The organism is Vibrio sp. BS-M-Sm-2 (assembly GCF_041504345.1).
Lineage (GTDB): Bacteria > Pseudomonadota > Gammaproteobacteria > Enterobacterales > Vibrionaceae > Vibrio > Vibrio satsumensis.
The window spans coordinates 509,867-535,034 of record NZ_CP167895.1 but is presented as its reverse complement, the minus strand read 5'-3'; the positions used below and the strand labels follow the sequence as shown (position 1 = coordinate 535,034).

The following is a 25,168-nucleotide window of genomic DNA, read 5'->3' as shown; positions in this document are numbered from 1 at the left end:
ATCACATGCAAGATCCACTATTGAACTCACTGATCTACGTTAGCCGGTATTACGGGCTAGCTAACTCGCCCGAAGCGTTGATCAATGGGCTACCACTATCTGATGGAAAGCTAACCCCTTTCCTATTCCCTCGTTCTGCGGAGCGAGCGGGATTAGTGGCGAAAGAAAACCGTTCCGACTTAGAAAAGATCCCTCACCTGATACTGCCTGCGGTTTTACTGCTTAAACAGGGCGAAGCGTGCGTTCTCAACAGTATCGATTTAGAAAAACAAGAAGCGGAAATCATTACAGCGGAAAGCGGAATGGTGCCAATCATCATTCCTGTCGAAGAGCTGAAAGAACAATTCATCGGCCGCTACTTCTTGGTAAAAAAACAGTTCCGTTATGATGAACGTTCACCAGAGGTTCTAAAAACCCGTAAAGGTCACTGGTTTTGGAGCACCATTTGGGAATCGAAAAACATCTACCGAGATGTGTTGATTGCCTCCATTTTAATCAACATCTTCGCTATTGCCGCGCCCATGTTCACACGTTTGGTGTATGACAAAGTTGTACCGAACCTCGCCTTTGAAACCTTGTGGGTGCTAGCCAGTGGTATCTTTGTGGTGTTCCTATTCGATTTGCTGCTCAAATTGATGCGAAGCTACTTCATTGATGTTGCCGGTAAGAAATCCGATATCCTCATTTCATCCAAACTGTTCAGCAAAGTTCTGGGCATTCGTATGGAAGCAAAACCTGCTTCTGTCGGTGCTTTTGCCAAAAACTTGCAAGAGTTCGAATCAATCCGTGAGTTCTTTACCTCTGCAACCATCGGCTCGTTAATCGACCTGCCCTTCGCACTGATGTTCTTAGCGCTCATTTGGTTAATGGCCGGAAACCTTGTATTTGTTCCTGTTGTCGGCGTGGTCATTCTGATCATCTATGCACTGTTAATCCAAGGGCCACTGCGTCGTACTATTGAAGAAGGCTCGCGTCTTGCTTCTCAAAAGTACGCGAACTTAATTGAGAGTTTAGCTGGTTTAGAAACCGTTAAACTGTTCAGTGCGCAAAGTCAGTTCCAATTCCGTTGGGAAGAAGCGGTTGCTCACATGGCGAATTGGAATATCAAAAGTCGTCGTATTACCGACAGCATCCAAAACACCGCCGGCTTTGTTCAGCAAAGTACTAATGTAGGTATGATCATCTTTGGTGTGTACCTAATAGCGGAAGGCGAGCTTACGATGGGTGGCTTGATTGCCGCAACCATGCTGAGCGGCCGAGCTATTGGCCCTCTTGTTCAACTGTCTTTGCTTTCTACACGTTACAACCAAGCGAAGTCGTCGATGACTCTGATTGAACAAGTAATGTCGATGCCTGATGAACAAGAAGAAGGCAAACGCTACATTCACCGCCCGATTATTCAAGGTCATATCGCGTTAGACAAAGTGACGTTCCACTACCCTGACTCACCAGTCGCTTCTATCAGAGACTTAACGCTGCATATTAAACCTGGTGAAAAGGTGGCGATCATAGGCCGAATTGGTTCAGGTAAAACAACTCTAGAGCGCCTGATTATGGGCCTGTACAAGCCTACAGAAGGCCATGTTCGCATTGATGACACCGACATGGAGCAACTGCATCATGTCGACGTACGACGCAATATAGGCTGTGTTCCGCAAGACAGTAACCTGTTCTACGGCTCAGTAAGAGACAACATTACCTTGGGTCGTCCATTGGTCGATGACCGTGATGTAATGGATGCAGCGAACCGTGCAGGTGTTACCGCTTTTACTCAGCAAGATCCAGCAGGCTTAGAACGACAAGTGGGCGAAGGCGGTGGTTTGCTGTCTGGTGGTCAACGCCAGTCGATTGCTATTGCTAGAGCCTTCCTAGGCCGCCCTCCGGTGTTATTGATGGATGAGCCGACCAGTGCCATGGATAATCGCTCAGAGATGCACATCAAGCACCAGCTTAACCAATTGCTACCAAGTGAGACGTTAATTCTGATTACACATAAAACGTCGATGTTGGACATTGTAGACAGAGTGATAGTGATGGAGAAAGGCAGCATTATTGCCGACGGACCAAAAGCGCAAGTTCTATCAGACTTGAAGCAAGGTAAGGTAAGAGCTGCAAGTTAAAGCGCTCATGTGACTTAAAGAATCTAACTAAAGCAATATCAGTAAAAAGTAAAGGGGGAGCATCAGCTCCCCCTTTTTGTTTATTCGAATATATAGAATACGGTTCAAACCGATCTAGTCAGAATCGTTCAGTTTGAGAGTCTTTCAATCACAATGAGATATCTTCTTGTTCCATCTTGAATGAACATTGAATCTCGTATTGATTGAATGAGAAAACACTGCCGCCGTGAGTTCGCTTAGTCGTGACCGTCTCATCACCAAACTGAATCGTCACTCGGGTATACACCTTTTCGTGTGCCTCGACGGTGGACTCGACAAGGTTAGTTTCAAACTCAGCTTCGAGTGTATCTAACTGCGACTTAGTATTTTCAATCGCAAGGTTGTTCTTTTCTCGTTGCTGATCAATTTCCAACGCTTGCTCTTCGCTTCTCTCCGCTTTTGGTCGCTTCTTAAATTCGAGCTCTTGGCGAATCACATCCATGGTTTGCTCTTGAGCGTGTTTATAGATTTCTTTTAGCTCGGCTATCTTTTGTCGGTAGCCGTCGTAGCGGGCAAAACCATGCACCTTGGTTACGGTATCTCCCTCAACACCTAAGAATACACATTCTACTTTTCCACCGACTTTGGCTTCACCACCGCTGAGCGTACCATGCTTCTTCATGGTATCCATCACAATAAGATTATTACCACAACGAATTTCGTTTCCCATACTGTGTACACCAAGTCGAAGATCGTTGGCCGTTTGTAGCTCGGCATTCTGTGCGTAGCTTGCTGTGATAGAGCCTTTGCTAAATACCTTACAACTTTTTGCCTCGCCCTCTTTGGTCGTATGGCCGATAATCCCTTTGGCGACTTTGATATCACCCTGAGCTTGAACTTCTGCCGATTCGATAAAGCCACCAACCGTAACACTACCGGTCGCTTTGACGATCATTCCCGGTTCGATGTTGCCAGAGACAAATACATTGCCTTTGAATTTAACGTGCCCAGTTGAGACATCGACGTTACTAACACACAAGGCATCATCCACTTCAATGGTTCGATCTTTAATGATGGGTAGTCCAGGATATGAGGCGAGTAGTAAGTTAGGGTCGTCAGGGGAGATATAGGTGCCTTTGCCAGGCTTAATTAAACTATCTTGTCCGGGAAGAGGAGGGATAATTCGACCTTGGACGGTAAAGCCAGCGATACCTTTGGTTGCGGGAGTACGTTTCATTAAGTGGTCATTTTGGCCAACGGTAATGGTTTGTCCCAAGTCTCGCATATCGATCTTGCCTTCGTCTTTACTACGAGGCTTCAAGACTTGGCGAGTAATGTCTTCAACCAAGGCGGCAAACTTAGCGTCTTTACCCTTTACTGGTTGTGTCCCCTTAGCGACTGGCTGAATAAACTTTTCGCCAGGCTTAAGTTTGCTACTCATCATCAGAACTTTTCTGAGCGCTAACTTATTAATTCCTTTTGTTATTTGAGCTTGGGATAAACAATGGATGATGTCGCTGCCACGCAGTGGACGTCCATTATATGGACCAGTGACTACAAGACTCGCGAGCATCTCATCATCCGACAGTTCGACCGTAACACTGGCATTTCGAACTTCGGCAATCAAGATTCCTTCATAAGCTTCACCTTTACCTTCTTTAGCAAGAGTGACGAAACGCAAAACCTCTTCTTCGAAAAGAAAATAGTTTGATGCATTCAAAGCTTCCAAGGTTGGTGGCAGTGTCTTATTATCAAAGCTTGTGTCGACCACAAACCCAGTAGGCAGACATGCCATCACTTGTTGCTTGTCTTCCGACAATGTAACGATGTTATCCCACATTCGAATTGAGTATCCCTAATGACTCAGTTGTTATTCAGTCTATATAATTCGTTGTGCGCTTAGAATCACATTATTGGAATAATCAGCGTCACATCACTTACTTTCGATTCTGCAAACATGACTCATAAATAAGACTTAACTATTTTATGATCCGCTTCACCTTTACAAATATAAAGGTGAACTGTTTCAACATTTCCCACGCGAGTGAACGTTGATTCTATGTGATATCAAAATGACAAAAACGAATAAGTTTAGAAGATTAAGGGCTGTCATGAAGCTAGCGAAGGAAAATTGGACTTCGAGATGGAGTTTCAGTTTACAGTGTAAATCGAATATTCTAATTTACACTGTAAATCCAATTAACCCCAAAACGGGTGGGAAACCAAACTACCTATTTACAGTGTAAATTTGATAATAGGAAATCGACATCTTGTCGGAACTGAACCTCAGCTTGTTTACGACCAACGAGATTAAACTGTTCGATACAGGCAGCCCACTCTTTCTGCTGGACGACCTTTGCGATAAGTAAGTCAGAAATACTGGCTTCTCGAGCGTTACTGAGCAAAATCAAATTCAATACACTGAAGCTAATCGCATCATAACTGTTGCCGCCATTCACATAACTTCTGACTAACTGAATTTCAAACTCGCTAACGGCTTGAACACTATTTGGCAGCAGTACGCGCACCATATCGGTTTCAAGGGAAGCCAAAGAACCAGAAACAAGAAAACAGAAACTACGCTCAAAATGATTTTGAATTTGTTTCAGCCAGCTTTGAGGGGATGAGTTAAGCGCCTTGACCATAAGAACCGAGTGACAGCCACTCGCCTGATCTCGCTGATGACCGATATGCACAGCTTCGAATTCACTACTATTCCAAAACGAAATTAATTCGCTGTTCGCGCCAAAGCTTGTCGCCAAATAATCTGCTTGCTCTGTTTGTACAGCTTCCTCAGATAACCGCTCTAACATCCAACGGCCAATACCTAAACCTTGACGGCGTATCGAGACAGCAATGCGCATCACTCGAAGACAACGGCTAGTTGCCGCTTCAACAGAACCGAACTGGTTAGCTAAAAGGACTGGAGCTAGGTGACCTTGCGGACGACGTTTTCCAACTTGAACTTGTGCAATCAACTCTTGATCTAAACCCCCTCCTCCGTCACCAACATACAACCAAGACACTCGTCTTGCTGCCAAGCGGCAAATAAATGAATAGCTGGGTTATTGAGGAACTGCATTAAATCATTAGGAGACGTCTGATAATGAGCATCGACTAAAAGAGAAAAACATTGTAGGAGTTTTTGAGGGTTAACCAAACAGTCTGCTTTTGACAACTCAACCAAACTAAGTTGGTTGAGTGCACCATCAGGAAGTTCTTCTGACTCATCAACCGCTGGTTCACTCGGGCAAACATCATCACCAAGAAGGAAACAATCAAATAGCCAACGCTCGAGTGGGTCGTTTTTACTCCAGCGGATGGGTTGTTCAAGCTTGTAACCCTTCCATCCAGGGCGGTGCTCAGAAAGCCAAGCTTCAAACTTAATTCCAAAACCTCTTCCACTGCCTTCGTAACCATGAACTGTGGTTGAAAAAACCATGCGATGATAACTACCGACCATAGATTTAAGCATTGGGATTGGAATGGCAGCGGCTTCATCAACCAACAACAGATCGCAATCAGGCTTAGATTTAAGTAATTCATCTGGCGCGACAAATCTTAAACTTCCACCTTGATAACCAATGTGAGTCGCGTTAATTACTTCACACGTATCGAGTCGCTGTAACGCATGAGAAAATACGGGCTCAATCGCTTTCAAAGACGGAGCGGTAACAATAATATTTAAGCCCTGTCGCTCTGCCAAAAGCTGAGCAGCTGCAATACCCAGAGTTGAGCTCTTACCTCGTCCTCGGTCTGCAGTTAAAATCAGTGGGCGTTTTCGATGTCCCGTGACGACTTTCTTAACTAACTCAATCGCCGTTTTTTGCTGTTCAAATCGGTCAGTCACATTGTCGTCATTAAGTTTTTGAGGAAGCGAATTAACCGCTTCAATCACACCCGCCTGTTCGTCACTTTGCGAAACAGAAAGTAGTTTATCAAAATGTAGCTTTAACCAACGTTGACCAAAGCTCGCGCTATTTTTAGAGTCATCAACTTTTGGCGGCAACACCAACAACAGCCCGCCACCTACTAATGAACCCAGCGCGGCGCTAAAACCATTTGCATCGAACTGCTCTCTAAAATCACAAACAAGAACTTGGCACTCACGACCAAGCAGTTGTTGACCTTTTTTTACTGGAGCATGAATCACACCTTCAAATGGAGTACCGCCAATCTGGAAGATCCTAGGAGTTTGTGAGTCTTGAAGGAAGGTAAAAACAGCAGAGTTTTGCCAATCAAAATCACCATCAAAGACCACACCGTAACGGTGATCGTTATGTTGAGCAATATTAGAGAGTGTATGCAGAAAAGTGTTGGTTGGGTTTGTCATAGTTAGCGTCCAGATTCATCTAAACACAGTTTATCACAGCCAAATAAAAAGCCGCATAAAGCGGCTTTAGAGTAGTAATGAAAAGTCGTCGACTTAGTCGAGCTTCGATTGTACGAAAGCGAGGATTTCTTCCATTGTCGCATCATCAATTTTCTTAAGGTTCAACGCCAAGTTTGAACCCTTACGGCTGTATGATGCGCGCCCTTTAATAAGCTCAACTTTTGGAGACGCTTTCTTCGCTGGCGCTGGCGCCAATTCAAGAATCCAACCTTCCAAAGTTTCTGTCACGTCTTTAGTTAGACGAGTTACGCCTTGAGCTTCACTACGTTGCCAAACAAAACCTTCAGAAGCATCACACTTAATCAGCAATGTTTGTTGTTGTTCACTCGTCAATCCACCAAACTGCTTGTGCAGTTTAACAATCGTTGGACGACCAAGGTCACTCACATTAGGGTAAGCTTGTAGTAATTCAAGTGGCAAAGCCGCCGCTTTTAATGCGCCACTCACCAAAGCTTCACTGCACTGGAACATTTTCGCGAGTGCTTTCTGGTCTTCAGCTTCGCCTTTATCCAGCTTCGCTTGCATCTCTTTACCCTTCTCGTAAAGAGAAAGCGGTTTATGAGCGTTTGCAACATCAGATAAGAACTTAGCGTGTTCGCCGTTAATGTTTTCGGCAACGTAGATAAGGAACTCTTTGTCGGCCAAAATACATGACATACGACGACGGCTACCGTCGAGAACTTCAATCTTGCCGTCTTTGTTCTTACGACCAACCGCTGGGTATTGCTGGCCGCGTTCTTTTAACGTAGTCAGTACGTCTGAAAGCGCATGTTCATTTAAGAAAGATTGCTCACGTGCATTCTCTTCAAAAACAACCGTTCGAGTTGCCACTTCAGAAGCAGGAATTCGAACCAATTCAAATGAAACCAACTCTTCGCCCGCAACTGAAAGTTCAATCACTTGAGCCTGTTCTTTAGCAGCAGTTTGCGCTTCTTGAGGCGTTGCTACACGACGTTTGTTTGCTTTACCAAATAGCTTTGCATTTAAGTCAGATGTTTTAATTGCCATTGTTGTTATCCCTGATTAAGTGAAGGCCAGTTGCTGTGTAATACACGCTCTAATTCTAGAGCACTTTTTTGTACTGCGTCTTGAGCGACAGCCAGAGTTTTCTTACCACCTTCGAAGTCGCTAACCGTGAGATCGAAAACCGTGCTGTAGGTATCGGCGCAGGTTTCAAAAGCGCGGCTTCTTGGAATCGTCGCCATCATAACTTGGTCATTCAGCAGGTAGTTCATTTCAGTGAGAACCGAAACCTGTTTCTTGTTGTCATCTTCGAACATGGTTGGCATAAGGCGAACAAACTCAAGCCCTTTCCAATCGTCCGGGAACATCTCGTACACCGTTGGTAAGTGCTGGAAGAAGTTAACCGTTGAAGCCCAATCCAAACGCTTTGCAGCACATGGAATCAGAAGAGCGTTCGACGCGTACATTGCGTTCCACACTAGTGGATCTACGTGTGGGCCGGTATCAATCATAATCACATCAAAATCATCGGCGATTTTGTCGATAAGCTTCTCTTTCAGAAGACGAACGATATCAAGTGACTGATCTTGAGACAGGCTTTGCCACGCTTCAGCGTTAAACATCGCATCTTCTGGGAATGCAGAGATTGTCTTTAGGTTTGGATACTGAGTTGGCAAGAGTACGTTCTTGCGAAGAAACTCTAGGTCAACTTCTTGGCCTTCAGGCACGTTGTCCAACATGATATCAACGGCAGAATAAATACTGTCGTGCTCTGCACCACTGATTTGTGGGTTTAGGAACAGACGTAATGAACCTTGTGGATCCAAGTCAATCAGACAAATGCGGTAGCGCTTGTCTAAATTTAGAGACAAACAAGCTGCTAGGTGAACCGCGGTCATTGATTTACCTGTACCGCCCTTCTGGTTTTGTACGTTGATAATCCAAGGTTTGTTATCTGCATGCTGTTTGCGTTGGTGGAACTTTGGCACTTCCGCCGCGTCCATCAGCATGTGAGCTTCAGTCAATGAAATCGAGTAATGATTGGCGTTGTTCTTTGTGAACTGGTGACCATCCGCTTCAAGCTTGGTAATCGCCTCATCCAATTTTCGACGAGTTAAGCCAGAACGAGTCTCCATCATAGCTTTAGACATTGGAGGGAAATGTTCATCACTTCGCTCTTCCAGAATAATCTCAATTCGGTCAGCCTGAACTTGTTGAGTTTGTTCGGCCAGCTGATAGAGCTTATCAATCGTTTGTTCTCTTTTCATTGCCATTTTCCGTAATGATTAACTAAGTACAAATTGTACAGCGATTAACAACAAACACAACAAAAACATGAACATACATTTATGAGTAAAATCACATAAAATAGACTGTATTTTTACAGTTTGATGAAACAACGGCTAAGACAAACACAAAAAATGACCGTTTTTGTTATGTATAACCATGCTATTTCTGGCTTACATTTAAAATGTTACAGCATCACTTATTTACAATGTAAATGCAATTCCATCTAAAAACCTTCGGAACGATTGAAATACGACCGTAGATTACGGTTCATGTGATTTGCATTCGAAATTGTGAGCTTTTCAACCGAAAAGTAGTCAAAACCCAAAAATAGCATCGCAAATACGAAACCACGACGAGGTGAAGCGTCACTAGATAAAAGAGAGTTGAACCTAACACGGAAGAATGATCATGGAATACATCACGCGTAAGAGAATTGATAAGGCGTCATTACGAAGCATGATCAAGGTGTAAACTCAGCAATATTGATCCGCACGAGTGACAGTTCGAAATGATCAACTTCCGGAAAAATGATCAAGTAAATAGAGTTCCGGAAGCATATAATTTAGGAGCTAAGTTACGGACAAATGCTTTTGCAATGGGGATTCAAGGCCTATAAGGCCTCATTGCTTGGAAATTCAATCTGCACAGACTCTGAATACAGAAACATGACAATTTCGTGATCATGCTTCCTAGATAATGCACGTCCGCTTTAATGACATCCGAGCCAGCCGTTAACACTAACTTCAGAACAAATTTTGTACGTAATAGGGTGGGAACGATAGAAAAGAGCACTTACTTGATCATTGTTCCGATAGATAAGCCATTAAAACTATCCACATTGACGAGTTAGAAGTGACTCAACAGACCATGTTCAATTATGGACTGTGGATAAGCTGTACAAGTATAATGATCATGCTTTCGAACCAATAATGATCATGCTTACAATGGCTTAATGATCATCGTTCTGATGCTCTGTGATCATGCTTTCTTCTGTTTAATGATCATAGTTTCGGACTCTTTATGATCATGCTTTCCAAGCGGTTTTTTTTATATTTTAAATTCAGCAACTTAAGCGCAAGTTTACGTCCAGATCATTAGATCACTTAATCATTTAAGATCATATTAATCAAAAAGATCAGTTATTTAAAAGCCAATAAATTCTCTTTATTTATGATCATTCTTTCTTTATCATTCAGGAACTATAGTGAAATTACGGTTAGTGTGATACGGATCAAAAATGAAACCAGAAGAGAAATTGTTAATTAAGGCACGAAGCCACAAAGATGGTCATTTATTTGAGGTATCTGAAACAGCCGTTGAATGGATAGAACAATATCAACACTTCAAAGGTGTCACCAAAAGCATAGTTGAGCTTCTTAACCTAATTTCACTTCGTGGGTTTAGCAGCAAAGACGGATACGTTTCAACCACCGAGATTATTGAATCAACCGATGGTCAAGTCACTCGCGCGGCCTTACAGCAAAGGCTAAGAGCCGCAGTAAATATTGGATTGTTCAAACAAATCCCCGTTCGCTTCGAAGAAGGCCTTGCTGGTAAAACCATGCTGCACCGCTTTGTGAACCCAAACCAATTGATATCGGTACTGGGTGCCACCAGCTTGGTGACAGAAAGCGTGAAGCAAAATGAAAAGCAGAAGCGTTCTAAAGCACTAGCTCAAACCAAAGTAAACAAACGCTTACTCAATGAGCATGGACTTAATACTCCCCCAACGATGAAAGATGAAGCGGATCAATTCATTGTATCGCCAACCAATTGGGCGGGGATTATTGATCAAGCGTTAGCGCCACCTAGAACTCGCAAGAGCTATCAAAAATCCATGGTCTCGATCTCTGGCACTCGAGCTGTGATCGAGACACGATCTTCTAAAAATATCATGACAGTTGACGATCTGATGACGCTATTCGCGTTATTCACACTCACGGTTCAATATCATGATCATCATCAAGATGATTACCATCTAGACGCGAAGCATACACCGAACAAAACTCCACTCTACATCACTGATATTTTGTCTTTACGTGGCAAGAAAGACAGTGGCCCTGCTCGTGACTCGATCCGCGACAGTATTGATCGTATCGAGTTTACGGATTTCCAACTGCATGAGCTTACTGGCCGTTGGCTTAGTGAGAACATGCCAGAGGGCTTTAAGAGTGATCGTTTCCGATTCTTAGCTAGAACCATTACCGCATCGGAAGAGGCTCCTACAGAGGGCTCTGACGGCGAAATTCGCATTAAACCGAACCTATACATCCTGGTTTGGGAGCCTTCTTTCTACGAAGAGCTACTGACGCGTGATTATTTCTTCCTATTTCCGCCAGAAATTCTGAAACAACATACCTTGGTCTTCCAAATGTATTCGTACTTTAGAAGCCGTATGGCACGCCGTCATTCAGATTGCATGTTGCTCAGCGAGCTTAACCAGAAGTTGGCGCGTAACATCGATTGGCGTCGTTTCTCAATGGATCTGATCCGTGAGCTTAGAAAGCTTGGTGAAGCCGGCGATCAAGAAGATACTTTCCTGGTTAACCTTTGGGGTTATCACTTGACGATCACCGCGTTGATCGAAAAAGGCAAAACGACGGATTATCAAGTAGATATTAAATGTAATGTGGAAGAAGTATTACGATATTCAAGAGCGCGTACTACCAACGCCGGTAAGCGTAATATGGCGCCAACGCTGCCGAATCCACTTCGTAACGAGATGGTGTCTAAGCAGAAGCTGGAAGAGTTGTCTGAGATTATCGACGGTGAGTTTGAGCCAATTCAGCGTAAAGCACCGTCGCCAAGAGGTAAATTGGGACGTCGAGTTAAGCAACGTAAACATTCTGTTGAGATCAACGCTGACGAGATCATGATTACTCTCTCTAAATATACCTCTGCAGAGGCTCTAGAACGCAGTATAACGGCTTTATCCGCAATGACAGGGCACTCACATGCCTCAATCAAAGAAGAGTGCTCAGAGCTCATTGAGAAGCTTGATTGGTTGAGAGTAGGGGAAGACGTTATTCCGTACGAAACACTGAGTCGTTTGATTGAGCTTTACAACGACCGTGATAGCACCAGCAATCGACACTTGTCCATTGAACGTTTGATCTCTGGTTTAGCTGTGCGTCGTAAAGTGTGTAAACAGGTTCACGAAGGTCACCTTGACGAAAACGTGTTCCTTGCGCTCGATGAAATGGCGATTGGCCACTAGTTATTATCCTGTAGCGATAAGCCTGTATTTACCGTTGATGAATGGATAGTTTTGAACACATTAGATACTGATTAAAATCGCACCTAACGCTGACAAAGTGATGACAAAGTAACGCACCCAGTTGATTATTATTTATTCCGAATAGACAACCTTTGTCCTTTCTTATGATTAATAGATTGGCTCATATTTTGTTACATCATACTGAATAGATTTTTGCGAGTTCCTAAGGGACTCGCTTTTTTTTGCCTGAAATTCAGTGAATCATTAAAATTCAATAGCTTATAGAATTAAACTCCGAAGCATGATCAAGGCTAGATCATGCTTTCTACGGATCTAACTTTGATGAGATTTTGATTTGATGTTTGATCGAGAAGGACTTGATCAGTGGAGGTGGCGTTGAATACTACCTTGATCATCGTTTCGGGGATGGGTTGTCATAAAACGCACATGCGATTCGATCAATTTCTCTGACTCTGCTTTCCAACGTGGTTTTTGCTGTTGGTTCGTAAACTCCAAAGCCAATACACACAAGTGTTGTAGCCGTTGTATACACCACTCTTGTAAGGCTGGTTCTGATTTTGGGTCACATGACACGGCTTGCAGCTTGCTATAGGCAAACATCAGGTATTGGTAGGCCTTTTCTTGATGGCTTGAGTTGATGGCCTTCTGTGAAGCCAACTTCGGATTCGATAAGTCAGCGAGGTGGCGATAGAAAGTAAAGATTCTCAGACATCCGTCTAGCCAACATGCGATGCCTTTGCTTTGTTCATCCGTGATCAAAGGCCCCCAGAGTGCATCTGGAGGCGTTAAGATCAAAGGTTCTAACCGTTCCACTTGATCATGCTTTCGGTCTTTGTACCAATCTCCGACTCGCTCTAACCAAGTGTCTAGTTCATTCATGCAACATTATCCCACTGTTTTACAAAGTGATTATCAGCAACTTGCTTGATTTCATGCTGTATTTCGCTGCTCTGCTCTCGAATACGATCGGCGTCTATGGAATAGTTTGGCTCATTTTTTACGAGTTCACCAAATGGCAGATCAGGATCCGGCACTGCAGAGATCAACAACTTGGTATATGGGTGCTGCGGATTAGTTAAGATCGACTGAGTTGATCCCCACTCAACGATCTGTCCTTTGTACATCACTGCGGTCTCTTCTGCGATGTAATGAGCGGTCGCAAGGTCGTGAGTAATGTATAAGAAGCCTATCCCAAGCTCTTTCTTCATTTTTTGCATGAGATTGAGCACGCCAAGTCGAATTGAAACATCCAGCATCGAGGTTGGTTCATCGGCAAGAATGACTTCGGCCCCAACCGCAAGCGCTCTGGCTAGGTTAACCCGTTGTCTTTGGCCGCCACTGAGCTCGTGAGGATATTTGGCGAGCGTTTCGACGGGTAACTCCACCAGCGTGAGCAACTCTTTAAGGCGTGCTTCTAGAGCTGCTTTATTGGCGACTTGCTTATGAATCTTAAGCGGGCGAGTTAAGTGGTGCTCTATGGTGTGAGTGGGATTAAGTGAGCCAAACGGGTCTTGAAACACCATTTGCACGCGGCTGCGGTAATCCAAGATATCTTTGCGGCTCTTGAGCGTAGAGATGTCTCTGCCGTTGAACAAGATCTCTCCTTCTGTCGCAGGGTAAACCTTGGTCATCAGCCTCGCGCAGGTGCTTTTCCCGCAACCGGACTCACCAACCAGTGCCAGCGTTCTTCCTGCATATAGGTCGAAGCTCACGCCGTGCAGCGCTCTGAATATCTCTTCTTTGCCAAATCCACCGCCAACAGTGAACTCTTTGACGAGGTTTTTTACTTGAAAAATAGGTTGTGACATAGAGCTCTCCTAGCACGCTGTCGCGTGAGCATGTTCGTGAATATTAGGGAAAGAACTCCATAGCTTTTGGGTGTAGGAGTGCTGCGGATTGTTGCGAATCTCGTAGGCTTGATTGACTTCAACGATTTGGCCATGGCGCATGATGGCAATGCGGTCACACAGTTGGCTCATTAACGCTAAGTCATGAGTAATAAAGAGGATTGAGAAGCCAAACTCCTCTCTGAGTTGGTGTATCTGCTGCAGAATTTCACGTTGTACAACCACATCCAAAGCTGTAGTTGGCTCGTCCATAATGATCAGCTTAGGGTTGAGGGCGAGGGCAATGGCAATCACTAAACGCTGACGCATGCCGCCACTGAATTGGTGAGGGTATTCCGTGAGTCGGTTGCGCGGAATGTTTACCAAGTCGAGTAACTTTTCTGCGCGATCTTTGGCTTGTTCATTGCTCATGCCTTTGTGGTGGCGTAGCACATCAGCAAATTGTTCTTCGATGGTTAATACAGGGTTGAGTGAATTCATTGCACTTTGGAACACCATAGCAATCTCGCTCCAGCGCAAGGTATTCAAATGACTGTCTGATAAGCTCAGCAGATCTTGTCCACCAAACAATATTTGGCCTCCGGATATGAACGCGGGCGGCTTATGCAGACGGTTAATGGCAAACGCGATGGTACTTTTGCCACAGCCAGATTCCCCGGCTAAGCCAAAAATTTCACCTTGGCCTATGCTAAAGCTGACGGATTTGACCGCGTTGAAATCACCGTCATCGGTGATGTAATCGACACATAAATTCTTCACTTCGAGAAGTGGTGTATCTGAAATTCCCACAGACATGATAAATACTCAGTTATGATATTGATAACTATTATCATTAACATGTGTTGGATTTAGTGAAAGCGATCAGCACAAAAAGAATGAAGTGCCTCGAAATTTATCTTGGGTTATTTCACGAATTTTCAGCGGAAAAGAAGAATTGGGAGAGGGGAAAATGAGAGTTGGATCAAACCACATTTCTTATGGGGAATCTTTTAAATGTAATTGCAGAAAATGCCTTTGGCAAAGTTTAAATGAGGCATTTATTAATTAGCTTTGTGAAGCGTCGGAATCATCACATTTCAGTACAGATTTTCTTAACAAGCGAAATAGCATTTGCTACAGATTACCTGTCCATTACATGGTGCTTTTCGGAGGAAAACATGTCCATTAATTCTATCAACCATGATGAAATGACAAATATTGCAAACAAGTGGGATGCTGAAGAAGAAGTATCTTTCAAACCAGAAAAGAAAATGAAGTCCGCTGAAGCTCGTCGTCGTATCGAGGCTCTAAGAGAAATTAGAGAAAGCGGTTTGAGTCTGGACGAAGCGAGGGAGCTAGGTCTTATTCACTAATAATCCCCATTGCATTTAGAAGGGTGGCACCATGCCACCCTTTGATTTGTAAGTGCTTTTCCATAATTCCTGTCTATGTAAAATCAATAGCTTGATTCTCTTCTCTAGCTTGCAGCTTCGCTATGCCCTTTTTGATATCACGTCCTTCAGACTAAAAACACGCCCATGGCATACTCTTTACTCAAGTTGTTTGACAGCAATATGCAACGCCACTAATTTTAAAGTTAAAGCAAAAATATGCGATGTCGTTGGTAAGGAGAAGGCTATGTCTAATTCTGTGGCTCAAGCCAAAGAAGTGCTATTTTATGAACCTGAAGATCCAAACGGATACCTATCAAATTTTGCAGCTTGCCCCATCAAGGTTGATGACCAAATTTGGGCAACTAGTGAACACTATTATCAAGCCATGAAGTTTTCCTGCGAAGTACTTCGCAATACTATTCTGCAAGCTAGCACACCTGCTGAAGCATTCTCTTTGAGTCGTGATTACGAAGACCAAGTTCGTGAGGATTGGTATGAGATTCGCGTTGAAGTGATGCAGTTCATCGTCACCGAGAAATTCAGACAGAATCCGCAGTTTGCGCTGTTTCTTACCAATACCGGAGATTCGGTGATCAAGGAGCATTCACACAAAGATCATTTTTGGGGCGATGGCGGCGATGGAACTGGCGAGAACCATTTAGGTAAGATTCTGATGGCAGTTCGTCAACAGCTTCGTACTCAGCAACTGCATTTGATTGCTGCGCATTAATCCATTGACCTACGGTTGTTCCAAATTAAGTAGGTCGATTACGGGTAAACTCTTTTAGCCCTTAAAGATGAATCGAAAAGGCCGCCCTGTTTAGCTTGTGTGCTTAACAGGGCGGCCTTTTAAGTTTAAGAGCGAGCTAGGCATAGAAGAGAGCTAGGCATAGAAGAGAGCTAAAGTGCGTTACCTAAGCTATACGGTGACGCTGTGTTTATAGTGGTTCTGATGTTGCTATAAGTAACTCTGTACGATGTCGTTGAGCTGCCCATCGTCTTTCATCTGGTCTAGACGTTGGTTAATGAAGGTTTGCAGTTTAGGGTCCATCTCAGGGTCGAACGCCAAATGGATAGGGTAGTTATTTATGACAGAACCAAACTCTTGCATCTGGTAGTCATCAATACTCAGCTTCTGCTCGTTTAGGTTGTATTTGATTCGTGATTCCATTTCCACGAACACAGTATCACCAGGTGCTCGGTTCAGGACTCGAAAAGCCGCGCTGTAATCTTTAACTCGAATCTCGTTGAGCTTACCTTGTTTGATGTATGGCTCTAGGTTCGGATATTCAAACCCCACCAGCAATACCACTGCTTTTCCGTCTAAATCATCAATTGTATTGAACTCAAAGGGCTTCTTACCGCTGCTGAGTAACACATGTTTTACATTGTAAATTGGCTCTTCAGACAGGTTAACAGATTGGATATTTCCCCAACTCGGACTGCCATAGGTTACCCAGTTTGGGTTCTCTCTCGCATCGAGCTTGTCGATCATTCGGTTAAATGGGTAGGTGTGGTACTTGATCTCATACTGGCTGTCATCGAATACCGCTTCAACGATATCAGAAACCATTCCTCTGTGAGATGACCCGTCAGTTTCGATCTGAAAAGGTTGCGCTTGGCTCGCAATAATGTAGTAGTGAAGAGGTTCGCTTGCAAGAGCATAACTGCTTGAAAACAAACTGACTATGGATGCAACGATAAGATGTTTTTTCATAACCTTCCCTAGTTATTTGATGAATGACTACTATTATACTAGTTGAGTAATTGTAGTTTGCTAGGATAACAATAATGGTAATTTGTGTATGGTGAAAAAAGGAAAACGCTATATTGGACTCTCCCGACAGTTGATCGGGACTATCATAGCAATTAGTACCTTATTCACAGTTATAGTGACAGGTCTCGGGTTGTATGTAGAGTATCAAAGTCGAGTTTCTTTTATTAGTTCTCAGATCGAACAGGTGAAGGCTGGCTATCTTTCTGGCTTAACAGCGAGTTTGTGGGTTGAAGATCGAGAGCAGTTGCTTGTGCAAGCTGAAGGCATCTCTCGCCTCCCCTCAGTTAGCTATCTTCTTATCGAAAGCCCTGATGAAAAAATTCTAGAATTAGGTAAAAAGACTGAAGGTCAGTCTTATTCTCAGTCTTGGGAAATGGTTCACCAAATGGCGGGGACAGATTTCCCATTGGCGACGCTCACGGTGCAATCTGATTTGAGCATGATCCTCAATGACTTTGAAGAACGCGTACTATTACTACTCGCCTTCGAAGCCGTTAAAATCTTCTTGTTGTCTCTGGTGTGTCTAACGATAGTGTATCGCCTCGTTGTGAAGCGTTTAATGACCATGTCTTCCCAGATCAATCAGCAACGAGTAGAAGACAACAAACCGCGTTTTTTAACACCAACCGATTCGACTTACAAAGATGAGATCTCGACGCTAGAAAGCAGTTACAACCAGTCAATTGAACGCATTCGTCAACAGTACCAAGAACTGGAAAAAGCCAAAGATATCGCCGAGGTGGCTAACCGTAACAAAAGTGAATTCCTGGCTAACATGAGCCACGAGATCCGTACCCCAATGAATGGGATTATCGGGCTGTCGTCTCTGCTTTCTGAAATGGATATGCAGAAAGAGCAGAAAGAGTATGTCAATATGCTCAACACCTCTTCACTTACCCTGCTAGACCTGATTAATGACATTCTCGATTATTCGAAGATTGAAGCGGGGCGACTAGAGCTTCAGCAAGAGCCGATGAAAATGATGGGCATTGCGGCCGACGTTGAGTCAACCTTCCGAGTAAAAGCGGAACAGAAAGGACTTCGATTCCAATTGGCGATCGACCCTAAGATCCCAACCATGGTGATCGGTGATGGTACTCAACTAAGACAAGTCCTAAATAACTTAGTCGGCAACGCAATTAAATTTACTGAGCATGGTCATGTCACGCTCTCGCTTCGTTTGGAAGAAGTGGTTGAGCCTGAGCAAAAACTCAGAGTGAAGTTCGAGGTTGTCGACAGCGGCATCGGTATTGCAGAAGACAAACAGCAATCGGTATTTGATAAGTTTCAACAAGCCGACGGCAGTACCACGCGTATTTACGGAGGCACTGGGCTTGGTCTAACAATATGCGAGAAGATAGTGACATTGATGGGCAGTAAGCTTGAACTAACCAGTGTTGAAGGTCAGGGCAGTACATTCTATTTTACGGCTGACTTTGACCCATGTTTAGAAGCCGACGAAAGCAATATCGATTTCACTAAGGTTTCGGTTTTGCTAGTGGATGATAGCCAGCTGAACATGCGTATAACGTCTACACAGCTTCAATCCTTCGGCGTTAAGTCTGAGTGCTGTGAAACGGCAAACCAAGCGTTAGAGTTGGTTTCAGAGTCTGTGGCTAAGTCATCGCCATACGATTTAGTGCTGATTGATAAAGTGATGCCGTCGGTTGATGGCTTCCAACTGGCAAGAAGCTTGGTCGAGCGCTTTGGTAGCGAGTGTCCTAAGTTAGTGATGATCTCCGCCGACCCAAGAAAGCAAGATGAAGTTCGCGCGAAACAAGTCGGCTTTGTCGCTTACATCGCTCGCCCTTATCAAGACAATCAACTTAAGTGGACCATCAGTGAGGTGCTTGCGAGAGCCGCTGATACTTCAACCTTCACCTATCCAAATCGAGGCGAAGTGGCGTTTAAAGACAATGAACCGGTACCAGTCACCAAACCTGCGACTGTTGCTAAGCCAGCACAACCAGAGAAAACGGCTTTAAAAGAAGAACCAAAACCTGCGGCGGTCACAACCTCTTTTAGTGGCAAAGTCTTAGTTGTGGAAGATTCGAGAGTGAATCAACAAGTGGCCAAGATGATGCTTAAGAAGCTCGGGTTTGAAGTCGACATTGCCGACAACGGTAAAGTTGGAGTCGATAAATTCAAATACAATGAATATGTGATGATATTTATGGATTGTCAGATGCCGGTTCTTGATGGTTTTGAAGCAACCAAACAGATCCGAGCACTCGAAGAGGGGACGTCGAAACATATCCCAATCGTAGCGCTGACAGCCAATGTAGTGCAAAGGGATAAGCATTTGTGCTTTGATGTGGGCATGGATGAGTTTTTACCTAAACCGGTTAACCAAGGCAAACTGAGAGAGATCGTAGCAAGTTTTTTGTCGGATAAGAGCGAGTTAGCGGGAGAAGGTGAACAGAAGATTGTTTAGTCTGTGCGCCATTATATCCGATTGTTAAACCTCAAAACTCCGACCTAATCCGTCGGAGTTTTTGTATATGCTAGCTTTACTTCCTCCCTTATTGCGAGACCTAAGCCATACGGCGTTACCCGATGCTATCAATGTGGATCACCACAGAATCTGGTCGCCAGTATTCCAATTCACAGTCCATTAGCTCGCCATCTTGTTTGTAGTTTACACGGCAGATCTTCAGCACTGGCTGACCTTCAGCTAGGTTTAACGCCTTAGCGACATGCGCAGGAGCGGAAGTGGGAATGACATCAAAGCGCGATCGTTTGGTCTCGTAGCCGTATTTTTCTCGGTAGATTCCCGTCAGCGACATGGTGAGATTTTCCGACAATACTTTCTCAAATAGCGGTGCTTTCAGTACGTTTTCAACGAACAGTACCGCTCTACCATCAATAAAGCGTAATCGCTCAATCACGTGTATTGGCGTTATCTGCTCTATCTCTAATGCTTTGGCGTAGTCGCCAGCCGCCATCTCTGTGCGAGTGCTCAGCAGTCGTGTTTCTGCAATGCGATCTTGTTCGCGAATCATTTGATGAAAGTGAGAACGAGACAATGGATTGTAGCGAATACGTTCGGGTGACACATACCAGCCTCGGCGCTCCTCTCGGTATATTAGACCTTCAGTTTCTAACGACACCAATGCATCTTTGAGCGTGATTCGTGTGGTGGAAAACAGTTCGCTGAGCTCTCGTTCGGATGGCAGTTTTTGTCCCTCGGTGAAGATACCCGATTGAAGTTGTTCTCTGATGCTCGCCTTAATTCTACCTAGCTGTGTCCCTGATTGCGCTGTTGCCAATGTTCTCATTGCTGATCTAGTCCATAAGTTCGTGTGCTCAATAAGGTAAACCATGGAGTTAACAGGAATGTGACAGTAAACAAAGGCTTACTGTCATATGAGTGAAATATAACTGCCACGAAAATACACTCTAACTGTCAAATAAGTTGCGCGAAAGCGTCACACTCTGGCGATAGCATACAAAACGAACTTACTGACCTAGTCCAGAGGGATAGAGACAATGAAAACTTTGCTTAGCCGTTCAACTGTATCGCCAGCCAAACTGATTGGCGCAACGCTAATAACGGCAACACTTTCAATGCCAGCGATGGCGAAGGATGCCGATCTTGAGTCACTGATTGAAGCTGCTCAAAAAGAGGGTGCGGTTTACAGTGTGGGCATGCCAGATAGTTGGGCAAACTGGAAAGGCATATGGGCTGATCTGAAAGCGAACTACGGTTTGAAGCATCAGGATACTGACATGAGCTCAGCACAAGAGATCTCGAAATTTGAAGCGGAGAAAAGAAACGCAACCGCAGATATCGGTGACGTTGGCTTCGCCTTTGCACGTGTTGCGGTGAAGAAAGACGTGACTCAGCCATACAAGCCAAGTACTTGGAATGATATTCCGGACTGGGCGAAAGACAAAGATGGTCACTGGGCTCTGGCTTATACGGGCACTATCTCGTTTATATCAAACAACAACCTTGTTAAAGACGCACCAAAATCTTGGAGTGACCTACTCGAAGGCGATTACAAAGTCACTGTAGGTGACGTAGGTGTCGCAGCACAAGCTAACAACGCGATTCTAGCGGCGGCATTTGCGAATGGCGGTGACGAGTCGAACCTAAAACCGGCGATTAAGTTCTTTGGTGAACTAGCGAAGCAAGGTCGCCTATCTTACACAGATCCAAGTATTGCGAACCTTGAAAAAGGCGAAGTGGAAGTAGCGATCATGTGGGATTTCAACGCACTGAACTACCGCGACAAGATTGACCGTGAGCGCTTTACCGTAAACATCCCACAAGATGGTTCAGTGATCTCTGGTTACACCACCATCATCAATAAATATGCAAAGAACCCGAATGCGGCGAAGTTGGCTCGTGAATATATCTTCAGTGACCAAGGCCAGATCAACCTAGCAGAAGGTTACGCGCGCCCAATCCGTAGCAACGTTACGCTTCCTCAATCAGTACAAGACAAGCTGATCTCGAACGAGCAATACAGCAACGTTCACCCAGTTACTGATTTCTCAGCATGGGAAAAATCAGCACGTCGTCTGCCGCGTCAATGGCAAGAAAGCGTCTTGATTCATCAGCAGTAATCCATATTCAAAACAAGCAACAGAGAATAGACCATGAGCAATAAGGTTATCCTTGTTGTTCTAGATGGACTGAATTATCAGGTAGCCCGTGATTGCATGGGCTACCTGAACGGTCTTCTAGAGCAAAGTGATATGTATGAAAAGCTGGGCAATTTGCATGAAAAACAGGGCGATTCGTACAATAAACAGAGCACGCAAAAAAACAAGCTGCGCGCCACACTTTACCCAATGCAGTGTGAACTGCCGTCTATGTCACGACCACTGTATGAGTGCATCTTAACCGGAGTTCGCCCGGTTGAGAGCGGCATCGTTAACAACCAAGTCGTACGTTTGTCGAATCACGAATCGATTTTTAGTTTGGCTAAATCACAGGGCAAAGTAACGGCCGCTGCGGCGTATCACTGGGTGAGTGAGCTGTATAACCGATCGCCATTTGATGCGGTGCGTGATCGCTTTACCAACGACGAAACCATGAACATTCAACATGGCTGTTTCTACCACTGGGACCACTACCCAGATGAAGCCTTGTTCTTGGATGCTGAGCACTTGCGTGTCACTCATCAGCCGGACTTCTTGTTGATTCACCCAATGAACATTGACGATATTGGACACAAGCACGGGCTGGATTCTCGCCAATACCGCAACAGTGCACGTGGCGCGGATATCTACCTGTCGAATTACCTTGAGAAATGGGTAGATGATGGTTATCAAGTGATCATCACCAGTGACCACGGCATGAACAATGACTTGTCTCACGGTGGCATTCTGCCCGAAGAGCGTGAAGTGCCATTCTTTGTGATTGGCGATAAGTTCACACACCAAGAATGTTCAGTGAAACAGACCGACATCTGCGGCAGCGTGTGTCAGCTACTCAACCTTGAACACGATAAATCTTACACTCAGGAATTGTTGGCCCTATGAGCAGTTCTGTAATCACGCAGAGCGATGGCTCTGCGCTTCAACCCAAAACCAAATCTTTATTTCAACGCTTCAAGCCCGCTTTGTGGCTTGCGCCTTTCGCCCTATTTTTCTATCTGTTCCAACTGGCACCTATGGTTTGGGTGCTGATCAACAGCTTCTTCTATGACGACGAACTCTCTCTCGAAAACTACGCTGAAGTGTTCGATTCTGCCTTTATGATGCAGGCTTTTGGCAACAGTTTATGGTTGTCGATTTGGTCGAGCATTGTTGGCTTGGCGATTGCGACTCTGTTGGTCTCTTCATTGCGCCGTGTTGATTCTAAAATCCGCGATGCGGTGATCGCGTTTACCAATATGAGCAGCAACTTCTCTGGTGTGCCTCTGTCGTTCGCATTCATCATCATCTTGGGCACCAATGGTGCGATTACCTTATTGCTCAAGCAGTATGGATTGCTGGGTGATTTCGACCTTTACGGTAAGTGGGGCTTGCTGGCGATTTACATCTACTTCCAGATCCCATTGGCGGTGTTGTTGCTCTATCCAGCGTTTGATGCTCTGAGTGACGACTGGCAAGCAGCTTCGGCGCTGCTTGGCGCGAAAACTTGGCAATACTGGACCAAAATCGCGCTGCCTGTGTTATCTCCGGCCTTGTTCGGCACCTTCATCATCTTGATTGCTAATGCAATTGGCGCGTATGCGAGCGTGTATGCGTTGACTTCGGGTAACTACAACGTGATTACGATTCGAATCGCGAGCTTGGTATCGGGCGACTTGTTCCTTGAACCAAACTTAGCCGCAGCAATTTCCGTGATTCTGATGGCGATGCTGGCCTTCATCACCGTGATTAACCAATGGCTGATCAGCAAAAGCTATGCAGGGAAGAGAAAGTAATGAACACCGTAAATACTCGCTTTCATAAAACGGTTGTCTATTCGATCGTTGGCATCATGATGATCCCGATCTTAGCGACCTTTATCTACTCGATCTCTTCTCGATGGGGGGCAACGATCCTGCCTGATGGTTTTACTCTGGATTGGTACATCAACCTGTTGACCGATCCTCGCTTCTTGCAAGCCTTCGGTCGTTCACTGTTCATTTGTGTGGCGGCGCTATCATTGAGTGTGGTGTTGGTTCTGCCTGCGATTTTCGTGGTGTTTTATTATTTCCCGAAACTCGACAAGGTGATGAATATTCTGATCTTATTGCCGTTTGCTGTGCCACCTGTGGTGTCGTCGGTTGGCTTGCTTCAGTTGTATGCCGATAGCGAAATCTCTTTAATAGGCACACCATGGATTCTGATTGGTACTTACTTCACCATCGCGCTGCCATTCATGTACCGCGCGATTGCCAACAGCTTTGAAGCGATCAACCTGCACGATTTGATGGACGCTGCTCACCTTCTCGGCGCAAGCACTACCAAGGCGTTTTTATTGATTATTCTGCCAAACCTCAAGAAAGGCTTAATGGCGTCGCTGTTCTTGTCGTTCTCGTTCCTATTGGGCGAGTTCGTGTTTGCCAATATCTTGGTCGGTACACGTTACGAGACACTGCAAATCTACCTATACAACATGCGTCAAACCAGTGGTCACTTCACGTCAGCCCTTGTGATGACGTACTTCCTGTTTATTTTCTTACTGACTTGGTTGGCAAGTCGTTTCAGCCAAGGAACCAAATAATGAGCTATGTAAATGCGAAAAACCTCACCAAGCGTTTTGGTGACAACACAGTGTTTGAAGACATTGAATTCTCCATCGAGAAGGGTGAATTCATCACGCTGCTTGGTCCGAGTGGCTGTGGTAAATCAACTCTGCTACTCAGCTTGGCAGGCTTGAATCCGGTCGATGGTGGCGAGATTTGGGTTAACGGCGAAGAGATCACCCACCAAGTGCCGCAAGAGCGTGGCATCGGCATGGTGTTTCAATCTTATGCTTTGTTCCCGAACATGACGGTCGAGGGCAACATTGCGTTTGGTCTTAAGATGAAAAAGCTTGCTGCTGACGAGATTAAGCGCGAAGTTGCGAAAGTGATTGGGCTGGTGGACTTAACGGGCAAAGAGAAGTTCTACCCGCATCAGTTATCAGGCGGCCAGCGTCAGCGTGTGGCTTTGGCAAGAGCCTTGGTAGTCAAGCCGCGTATTCTGTTGTTGGATGAACCGCTTTCAGCGCTGGATGCGAAGATCCGTAAACATCTGCGCCAACAGATCCGAGACATTCAAAAAGAGATGAACCTAACCACGATCTTCGTGACTCACGATCAAGAAGAAGCGATGATCATGTCTGACCGTATCTTCTTGATGAACAAAGGCGAGATCGTCCAAGCGGGTACGCCTGAAGAGATCTACACTCAACCGGCCAATGAGTTCGTGGCAGGTTTCATGGGACACTACAACTTGGTACAAGCGAACAAGGCTAAGCAGCTGTTCAATATCGAAACCGAGTGGAAGGTGGCGATTCGACCTGAATCTATCTACGTTAAAGAGCAAGGCCGACAATATGGTGAACATATCTCTGCGCCAAAAACCGGTACCATTCGCAATCACCAGCTATTAGGCAATGTGATTCGCTATCAAGTGGACGTTGATGAGTGTGAATTAACGGTCGACCTGCTTAACCGTTCTTCTGAACGACTGTTGGCAAACGGTAGCCAACTTGAACTCCTGTTTAACCTTAACGAAATTCAACCTGTGAGAGCCTAAG

At 44.8% G+C, this 25,168-nt stretch carries 18 protein-coding genes and 1 pseudogene; 10 read left to right on the top strand and 9 right to left on the bottom strand.

All coding sequences use genetic code 11. From position 1 onward, the window contains the following. Nucleotides 1–5 precede the first annotated feature (5 nt). Complete coding sequence (locus AB8613_RS18545) at nucleotides 6–2,120, top strand: type I secretion system permease/ATPase (protein WP_060980817.1); 2,115 nt, start codon at nucleotides 6–8, stop codon at nucleotides 2,118–2,120. Between the two features lie 148 nt (nucleotides 2,121–2,268). Here the strand turns inward: AB8613_RS18545 and AB8613_RS18540 are convergent, their stop codons facing one another. The 4 genes and pseudogenes from AB8613_RS18540 to AB8613_RS18525 all read right to left on the bottom strand — a co-directional run bounded on the left by AB8613_RS18540 (nucleotide 2,269) and on the right by AB8613_RS18525 (nucleotide 8,723). After that, nucleotides 2,269–3,939 (bottom strand): DUF342 domain-containing protein, encoded by a 1,671-nt coding sequence (locus tag AB8613_RS18540; RefSeq protein WP_146492678.1) that lies wholly within the window; start codon nucleotides 3,937–3,939, stop codon nucleotides 2,269–2,271. Between the two features lie 391 nt (nucleotides 3,940–4,330). Beyond that, a pseudogene (locus AB8613_RS18535) lies at nucleotides 4,331–6,432 on the bottom strand (tRNA(Met) cytidine acetyltransferase TmcA). 93 nt (nucleotides 6,433–6,525) lie between these two features. Then, a complete protein-coding gene (locus AB8613_RS18530) occupies nucleotides 6,526–7,500 on the bottom strand; it encodes a ParB/RepB/Spo0J family partition protein (RefSeq protein WP_371714099.1) in 975 nt (324 codons plus the stop codon). Between the two features lie 5 nt (nucleotides 7,501–7,505). After that, nucleotides 7,506–8,723 (bottom strand): ParA family protein, encoded by a 1,218-nt coding sequence (locus AB8613_RS18525; protein ID WP_285953426.1) that lies wholly within the window; start codon nucleotides 8,721–8,723, stop codon nucleotides 7,506–7,508. A 1,259-nt stretch (nucleotides 8,724–9,982) separates the two neighbouring features. Between AB8613_RS18525 and AB8613_RS18520 the strand changes: the two genes are divergently transcribed. Then, nucleotides 9,983–11,962 (top strand): replication initiator protein RctB domain-containing protein, encoded by a 1,980-nt coding sequence (locus AB8613_RS18520; protein ID WP_086714653.1) that lies wholly within the window; start codon nucleotides 9,983–9,985, stop codon nucleotides 11,960–11,962. Between the two features lie 381 nt (nucleotides 11,963–12,343). On the opposite strand, the gene AB8613_RS18515 is transcribed toward AB8613_RS18520, so the two are convergent. From AB8613_RS18515 to AB8613_RS18505, 3 genes are read right to left on the bottom strand one after another with little or no spacing between them, the layout of a single operon-like run. Further along, nucleotides 12,344–12,862, bottom strand: a complete 519-nt coding sequence (locus tag AB8613_RS18515) for a transcriptional regulator (protein ID WP_371714101.1) — start codon at nucleotides 12,860–12,862, stop codon at nucleotides 12,344–12,346. Beyond that, entirely contained in the window at nucleotides 12,859–13,791 is a 933-nt protein-coding gene (locus tag AB8613_RS18510; RefSeq protein ID WP_285953424.1) for an ATP-binding cassette domain-containing protein, read from the bottom strand. Before AB8613_RS18510 ends, AB8613_RS18515 begins: the two co-directional genes overlap by 4 nt. A gap of 9 nt (nucleotides 13,792–13,800) precedes the next feature. Beyond that, the gene (locus tag AB8613_RS18505; RefSeq protein WP_146492671.1) at nucleotides 13,801–14,625 is read right to left on the bottom strand and encodes an ABC transporter ATP-binding protein; all 825 of its coding nucleotides are present in this window, start codon (nucleotides 14,623–14,625) and stop codon (nucleotides 13,801–13,803) included. A gap of 362 nt (nucleotides 14,626–14,987) precedes the next feature. Between AB8613_RS18505 and AB8613_RS18500 the strand changes: the two genes are divergently transcribed. Further along, the gene (locus tag AB8613_RS18500; RefSeq protein WP_372385520.1) at nucleotides 14,988–15,182 is read left to right on the top strand and encodes a PA3496 family putative envelope integrity protein; all 195 of its coding nucleotides are present in this window, start codon (nucleotides 14,988–14,990) and stop codon (nucleotides 15,180–15,182) included. A gap of 190 nt (nucleotides 15,183–15,372) precedes the next feature. Then, nucleotides 15,373–15,933, top strand: a complete 561-nt coding sequence (locus AB8613_RS18495) for an NADAR family protein (protein WP_261886730.1) — start codon at nucleotides 15,373–15,375, stop codon at nucleotides 15,931–15,933. A 228-nt stretch (nucleotides 15,934–16,161) separates the two neighbouring features. Here AB8613_RS18495 and AB8613_RS18490 read toward each other — a convergent pair whose 3' ends face one another. Continuing rightward, complete coding sequence (locus tag AB8613_RS18490; RefSeq protein WP_372385518.1) at nucleotides 16,162–16,920, bottom strand: substrate-binding periplasmic protein; 759 nt, start codon at nucleotides 16,918–16,920, stop codon at nucleotides 16,162–16,164. A gap of 88 nt (nucleotides 16,921–17,008) precedes the next feature. Between AB8613_RS18490 and AB8613_RS18485 the strand changes: the two genes are divergently transcribed. Beyond that, nucleotides 17,009–19,414, top strand: coding sequence for a response regulator (locus tag AB8613_RS18485; RefSeq protein ID WP_285953422.1), 2,406 nt, complete (start codon nucleotides 17,009–17,011; stop codon nucleotides 19,412–19,414). Between the two features lie 115 nt (nucleotides 19,415–19,529). Here the strand turns inward: AB8613_RS18485 and AB8613_RS18480 are convergent, their stop codons facing one another. Further along, nucleotides 19,530–20,258, bottom strand: a complete 729-nt coding sequence (locus tag AB8613_RS18480; protein ID WP_146492667.1) for a UTRA domain-containing protein — start codon at nucleotides 20,256–20,258, stop codon at nucleotides 19,530–19,532. 211 nt (nucleotides 20,259–20,469) lie between these two features. Between AB8613_RS18480 and AB8613_RS18475 the strand changes: the two genes are divergently transcribed. The 5 genes from AB8613_RS18475 to AB8613_RS18455 are packed head-to-tail and all read left to right on the top strand — an operon-like array spanning nucleotide 20,470 to nucleotide 25,167. After that, the gene (locus tag AB8613_RS18475) at nucleotides 20,470–21,552 is read left to right on the top strand and encodes an ABC transporter substrate-binding protein (protein ID WP_285953421.1); all 1,083 of its coding nucleotides are present in this window, start codon (nucleotides 20,470–20,472) and stop codon (nucleotides 21,550–21,552) included. Between the two features lie 33 nt (nucleotides 21,553–21,585). Beyond that, nucleotides 21,586–22,473, top strand: coding sequence for an alkaline phosphatase family protein (locus tag AB8613_RS18470; RefSeq protein ID WP_372385515.1), 888 nt, complete (start codon nucleotides 21,586–21,588; stop codon nucleotides 22,471–22,473). Beyond that, nucleotides 22,470–23,363 (top strand): ABC transporter permease subunit, encoded by an 894-nt coding sequence (locus AB8613_RS18465; protein ID WP_065106015.1) that lies wholly within the window; start codon nucleotides 22,470–22,472, stop codon nucleotides 23,361–23,363. The genes AB8613_RS18470 and AB8613_RS18465 overlap by 4 nt, the downstream gene beginning before the upstream one ends. Continuing rightward, nucleotides 23,363–24,148, top strand: coding sequence for an ABC transporter permease (locus AB8613_RS18460; RefSeq protein ID WP_004732591.1), 786 nt, complete (start codon nucleotides 23,363–23,365; stop codon nucleotides 24,146–24,148). The genes AB8613_RS18465 and AB8613_RS18460 overlap by 1 nt, the downstream gene beginning before the upstream one ends. Continuing rightward, nucleotides 24,148–25,167: an ABC transporter ATP-binding protein gene (locus tag AB8613_RS18455; protein ID WP_372385514.1), complete on the top strand. Its 1,020-nt coding sequence runs from the start codon at nucleotides 24,148–24,150 to the stop codon at nucleotides 25,165–25,167. Before AB8613_RS18460 ends, AB8613_RS18455 begins: the two co-directional genes overlap by 1 nt. Nucleotide 25,168 lies beyond the last annotated feature (1 nt).

What these genes read in the sequence shown, in the direction of transcription:
- AB8613_RS18470 (WP_372385515.1), top strand. Translation starts at nt 21,586, where the DNA reads ATGAGCAATAAGGTTATCCTTGTTGTTCTAGATGGACTGAATTATCAG.
- AB8613_RS18455 (WP_372385514.1), top strand. Translation starts at nt 24,148, where the DNA reads ATGAGCTATGTAAATGCGAAAAACCTCACCAAGCGTTTTGGTGACAAC.
- AB8613_RS18510 (WP_285953424.1), bottom strand. Translation starts at nt 13,791, where the DNA reads ATGTCACAACCTATTTTTCAAGTAAAAAACCTCGTCAAAGAGTTCACT.
- AB8613_RS18525 (WP_285953426.1), bottom strand. Translation starts at nt 8,723, where the DNA reads ATGAAAAGAGAACAAACGATTGATAAGCTCTATCAGCTGGCCGAACAA.
- AB8613_RS18475 (WP_285953421.1), top strand. Translation starts at nt 20,470, where the DNA reads ATGAAAACTTTGCTTAGCCGTTCAACTGTATCGCCAGCCAAACTGATT.
- AB8613_RS18460 (WP_004732591.1), top strand. Translation starts at nt 23,363, where the DNA reads ATGAACACCGTAAATACTCGCTTTCATAAAACGGTTGTCTATTCGATC.
- AB8613_RS18540 (WP_146492678.1), bottom strand. Translation starts at nt 3,939, where the DNA reads ATGTGGGATAACATCGTTACATTGTCGGAAGACAAGCAACAAGTGATG.
- AB8613_RS18485 (WP_285953422.1), top strand. Translation starts at nt 17,009, where the DNA reads ATGGTGAAAAAAGGAAAACGCTATATTGGACTCTCCCGACAGTTGATC.
- AB8613_RS18500 (WP_372385520.1), top strand. Translation starts at nt 14,988, where the DNA reads ATGTCCATTAATTCTATCAACCATGATGAAATGACAAATATTGCAAAC.
- AB8613_RS18490 (WP_372385518.1), bottom strand. Translation starts at nt 16,920, where the DNA reads ATGAAAAAACATCTTATCGTTGCATCCATAGTCAGTTTGTTTTCAAGC.
- AB8613_RS18530 (WP_371714099.1), bottom strand. Translation starts at nt 7,500, where the DNA reads ATGGCAATTAAAACATCTGACTTAAATGCAAAGCTATTTGGTAAAGCA.
- AB8613_RS18480 (WP_146492667.1), bottom strand. Translation starts at nt 20,258, where the DNA reads ATGAGAACATTGGCAACAGCGCAATCAGGGACACAGCTAGGTAGAATT.
- AB8613_RS18545 (WP_060980817.1), top strand. Translation starts at nt 6, where the DNA reads ATGCAAGATCCACTATTGAACTCACTGATCTACGTTAGCCGGTATTAC.
- AB8613_RS18465 (WP_065106015.1), top strand. Translation starts at nt 22,470, where the DNA reads ATGAGCAGTTCTGTAATCACGCAGAGCGATGGCTCTGCGCTTCAACCC.
- AB8613_RS18515 (WP_371714101.1), bottom strand. Translation starts at nt 12,862, where the DNA reads ATGAATGAACTAGACACTTGGTTAGAGCGAGTCGGAGATTGGTACAAA.
- AB8613_RS18520 (WP_086714653.1), top strand. Translation starts at nt 9,983, where the DNA reads ATGAAACCAGAAGAGAAATTGTTAATTAAGGCACGAAGCCACAAAGAT.
- AB8613_RS18505 (WP_146492671.1), bottom strand. Translation starts at nt 14,625, where the DNA reads ATGTCTGTGGGAATTTCAGATACACCACTTCTCGAAGTGAAGAATTTA.